This is a genomic window from Kineosporia mesophila, from assembly GCF_021129235.1.
In the GTDB taxonomy this organism is placed as follows: Bacteria; Actinomycetota; Actinomycetes; order Actinomycetales; family Kineosporiaceae; genus Kineosporia; species Kineosporia mesophila.
Map to the genome: position 1 here is coordinate 417,464 of NZ_JAJOMA010000001.1, position 4,970 is coordinate 422,433.

Sequence of the window (4,970 nt, forward strand, 5' to 3'; positions counted from 1 at the left end):
CGAACGATGGCGAACGCGCCGGTCCCCAAGGACATTGAGACAGTCCTGTCCCAGTATGTGGGTTACACCGTCGGTACGGGGGAGCAGGGATCCTCCAGCACCAGCGGTGACAACAATCCCAACGCGACCAACTACACGGGTAAGACCGTACCGAAGGTCGCAGAGGGCCTGACCCTGAACGGTGTCCTGGAAGGGAAGGCCGGGCGGTGGTTCACGGTGATCGACCACAACGAGTACTGGTCGGCCAACCAGGGGAACAAGCCGGGCACCCAGACCGGCGCTCTCACCTTCTGGCGCCGGATGGGTAGCGACGCGTTCGCCAACTGGGAATACCTCATGGTCGGCATCACGGCCACGAAGAAGGACGGCGACAAAGGGGTTAACGAGTCCGCCCCGGGAGTGACGGACGGGACGGACACCAAGACCACGGACCCGGTGAACACCATCGGGAACGCCTGGCAGCCGATCGCCCTTCAGATCCCGAAAATGGTCGGATCCAACACACCTTTCGATCCCGGGACGCTGCAGCTTCTGCACGACACGCTGGTCGCGATCGCATCGTGGACGAACCAGGTCTGGGGTTACCTCAACAACGACATCAGCAGTATCGACTCCAAGGCGGCCAACTTCGAGGGCACCGCGGCCCAGGGATTCCGGGACCTGGTCATGGACGCCCAGCGCGGGATGGCCGGCGTCCTCAATGCGTCCAACGACGGCTGGGACACGAACCTGCAGAACGCGGTGGACAAGTCCTGGACTTTCGTGAAGGCCCTGAATCAGAGCGTCACCGACTGGCGGGCCCCGTACAACGGCAGTCCGGCGGACGTCTGGTTGCATCCGCTGCGCCTGATCATCCACATGTTCAATCAGTCCCGGGTCTCGGAGTTGACGGCCGCGGCCGACAACAACAACAACCATTCCGGTGGGCTCTGGGAGGCGGGCCGGATCAGGGGTGACCAGAGCGTCCTCTATGACACCACCACCAACTCCGACGGCACCAGCAGCACCAGCATCGCCGGCTACAAAGTCATGATCATCGAGTTCCCGAAGTGGTCGGGTGTGGACGGCAGCTTCGACGTTCTCAAGCCACCGAGCTGGGACGTCGTGAACACGAAAACCCAGGCTGCATGGGTGAACCGCGTGAAAACTGTGTTTCAGCCCTCCGTCGACGCGGTGCAGGCGATGGTCGACGCCATCAGTGCCGCCGGTCTCGGCGCCTCGCTCAAGGAGATGGAGCCGGCCAAGACCCCGAAGCCCCCGGGCACCGGCGGTCTGAACGACGTCTACAACCAGTTCAACAACATCAATGGCCAGTTCAACAACATCGGCGGCGCGTTCAATAACATCGGTGGTGCCTTCAACAACGTCGGGGGCGCGTTCAACAACATCGGTGGTGCCTTCAATAACATCGGTGGTGCCTTCAATAACATTGGCGGTGCCTTCAACAACATCAATGACGCCTTCGGGGGCATCGGCGGTCAGTTCAACAACATCGGCGGCAACCTGAACGAGCTCGGCAACGGGTTCAGCAAGAATCTCAACGACGTCTACGGCAACCTGAACCAGCTCGGCAACAGCTTCGGCAGCGGCCTCAACCAGCTCGGCAACAGTTTCGGCGGTGGCCTCAATGACGTTTACGGCAACCTGAACTCGCTGGGGAGCAACTTCGGTGACGGGCTGAACCAGCTCGGTGGTGGCCTGAACCAGCTCGGCGGGAACATGAGCACGCTGTCCACCGGTTTCGGTGACGGGCTCAACGATCTGGCCACCAGCACGAGTGACAGCCTGAACGGGCTCAGCTCCCTCACCGGCGGTGATGCTGGTGGCGGCCTGGGTGACCTCGGCACGCTGACGCCCACGACGTCATTCATGCGCAGCCTCAACCCGAACAGCCAGAACGACACCGAGACTGGTTTCGGCGGACTCGGCGACACTCTGACCGGTGACCCGCAGACTCTCGGCGACCTCACCAGCACCCAGCTGGAGGCCCTGTCGGACCAGGGGCTGCTCGACAACACGCCCCTCACCGACGAGCAGCGGGACATCCTGTCCCAGGCCGGTCTCGACGTCGGCGCCGGGACCACGCTCGGCGACCTGGACGATCAGCAGCTCCAGACCCTGCTGGAGTCGGGGGCTCTCGACGACACGGCGATCACCCCGGGCCAGACTTCCGGCCTGATCAGCTCCGGGCTGCTCAACCCCGGTGAAGGCGTGGACGACCTCGGCGACCTGAGCCGTCAGCAACTGCAGACCCTTCAGGACGACGGTCTGCTGGACGGCGTCCAGCTCACCGACGAGGACCTGGCGCAGTTGCAGAAGGACGGCCTGCTGGGTTCCGACACCTCCGGGCTCAGCGACCTGGGCGATCTGAACGCCGACCAGCTGCAGTCGCTCGCGGACGCCGGTCTGCTCGACGACGTCCCCACCACCCAGCAGCAGATCAGCGCGCTCGACGCGGCCGGCCAGCTGGGGGCCACCGACGGCTCGATCCAGAACCTCGGCGACCTCAGCCCCGCCCAGCTGTCCGAGCTGGACTCGGCTGGGCTGCTCGACGACACCCCGATCACGCAGGACCAGATTCAGCAGCTTCAGCAGGACGGCCTGCTCGGCCAGAACACCACGGGTATCGACTCGCTCGGTGACCTGAGCTCGGCCCAGCTCGACGACCTGCGCCAGCACGGCCTTCTCGACTCCGTGCCGGTCACCACCGACCAGCTGTCCGACCTGGACTCGGCCGGCCTGCTCGGCTCGCCGGACAACCTGTCGCAGAGTCTCGGCGACCTCAGCTCCGACCAGCTCGCCGGTCTGGACTCCAGCGGGCTGCTGGACGACAACCCCATCACCCGCGACCAGATCGAACTGCTGCAGAACCAGGGCCTGCTGGGCTCCGACCTCAGCGGTATCGACTCGCTGGGGGACCTGAACACCGACCAGCTCGACGCCCTGAACCAGGCCGGCCTGCTGGACGACGTGCCGGTGACCCAGGACCAGTCGACCAGCCTGCTCGGGTCGGCCGACAGCCTGGGAGACCTCAGCTCCACCCAGCTCTCGGCTCTGGACACCAACGGCCTGCTCGACGACACGCCGATCACACAGGCCCAGCTCGATTCCCTGAAGGACCAGGGCCTGCTGTCCAGCACGGCGGGGATCGACTCGCTGGGCGACCTGAACTCCGACCAGCTCGACGCTCTGAACCAGGCCGGCCTGCTGGACGACGTGCCGTTGACCCAGGACCAGTCCAGCAGCCTCCTGGGGTCACCCGACAGCCTGGGAGACCTGACCTCCACCCAGCTCTCGTCACTCGACACGAACGGCCTGCTCGACGACACACCGATCACACAGGCCCAGCTCGATTCCCTGAAGGACCAGGGCCTGCTGTCCAGCACGGCGGGGATCGACTCGCTGGGCGACCTGAACGCCGCCCAGCTGGACGCCCTGGACGATGCCGGTCTGCTCGACGACGTGCCGCTCACCGGTCAGCAGAGCTCGGCGCTCGGGGCCGGTGGCCTGGGCGGGCTGGACACGAGCGGGATGAACCTGGGCGGTCTCGGCTCCAGCACGCCGAGCAGCGCCTTCCCGACCAACATCGACGGGCTGGACATCACCCCGGAGAGCACCGACCCCTCCGGTTCTGTCGGTGACATCACCCAGAAGCTTTCCGGTGGGGTGCCGGGTGGCTCCGGCACGACCGGATTCTCCGGCGTCGGTATGAACATGCCCGCGGACTTCGACAAGGGTGACCTCGGCACCAACGCGCCGATCGCCGCCGGCAGCGGAGCCATCGGTGGTCCGGACGACCCCCTCACCAACGGCAGCAGCAGCTCCATGGCATCCTCTGGTATGGGCGGTATGCCGATGATGCCTGGAATGATGGGTGGCGGCATGGGCGGCCAGGGTGGTGGCAGCCAGGGCGGCGGCCAGGACCGGGAACGCCAGACCTGGCTCACCGAGGACGACGACGTCTGGGGCACCGACCCGCTGGTCGGAGCCGCCGTCATCGGGCGCAGTGACGCAGCCGATGACGAGGATGAGCAGGAGTACGGCCAGGAGGTCACTCCGGACCAGCCCGGCGCACCCCGGCGCGCGCGGCGCACTGCCCGCGGCTACTGACGGACCACTCACGAAAGGGAGAGCAGATGGCACTGGACGAAGAGATGCAGGCGGCGCTGACCCGGCTCAGTGAGGTCCGGCTGGCGGCCGACGAGGCCACCCAGTCCCTCAACGAGACGAGTCACACCCAGGTCTCGAAGCGCAAGCTGCTGAGCGTGACCGTCGGGCTGTCCGGGCAGTTGCAGAGCCTGGCCTTCCACGGCGAGGCGTACCGCAAGCTGTCGCCGGTCGAGCTGGCCGCGATCATCGTGGAGACGGTCTCCGACGCCCGGGAGGGTGCCCAGGAGAAGGCGGCCAAGGTTCTGGGCGACGTCTTCCCCGAGGCGCTGGGCAATTTCGACAACATGACCAGCACCTCGAACATGGACGATTTCATGACCGGGCTGCTCAAGGTGGCCGGCGACGAGTTCAGCCAGGAAGAGATCGACGCGTTCGAGAAGAGCTGGAGGGGTGAGTCGCTGTGAGCTACGACGACAGCATGGAATGGAACAGCGGCGAAATCATCAACAAGCTGCCCATCTTCGGAGTGCTGCAGCAGGAGAGTCTCGGCATCGCCCAGCGCGCCGCGCTGAACGAGCCCTGGTGGGACAGCGACCACAACGTGCCCGGTGACTTCACCCCGGAACTGCGCAAGATGTTCGGGGAGCAGGACGAACTGAAGATGAAGTTCGCCCAGGGGCTCGGTCTGGCGTCCGGGCTCCAGGGCGAGCAGCTCAAGCTGACGGACGACATCAACGAGGCGGCCGAGAGTGAGAACACCTCGTCCGCCGACTTCCACGGCGGCGGCCGGTACTGACATCCCCACGGTGACATCCAGGAAGAGGTGAAACCGAGGCCAGGGCACGAAAGGAGGACGAGAC

At 65.7% G+C, this 4,970-nt stretch carries 3 protein-coding genes; all 3 read left to right on the forward strand.

All coding sequences use genetic code 11. From position 1 onward, the window contains the following. The first annotated feature begins 6 nt into the window (after positions 1-6). Genes LR393_RS01810 through LR393_RS01820 form a run of 3 tightly spaced genes read left to right on the forward strand, consistent with a single transcriptional unit; the run spans position 7 to position 4,906 of the window. A complete protein-coding gene (locus LR393_RS01810) occupies positions 7-4,110 on the forward strand; it encodes a beta strand repeat-containing protein (RefSeq protein ID WP_231481086.1) in 4,104 nt (1,367 codons plus the stop codon). A 26-nt stretch (positions 4,111-4,136) separates the two neighbouring features. Next, a complete protein-coding gene (locus tag LR393_RS01815; protein ID WP_231481087.1) occupies positions 4,137-4,574 on the forward strand; it encodes a YbaB/EbfC family nucleoid-associated protein in 438 nt (145 codons plus the stop codon). Next, positions 4,571-4,906, forward strand: a complete 336-nt coding sequence (locus LR393_RS01820) for a hypothetical protein (RefSeq protein ID WP_231481088.1) — start codon at positions 4,571-4,573, stop codon at positions 4,904-4,906. Before LR393_RS01815 ends, LR393_RS01820 begins: the two co-directional genes overlap by 4 nt. The last annotated feature ends 64 nt before the right edge of the window (positions 4,907-4,970 follow it).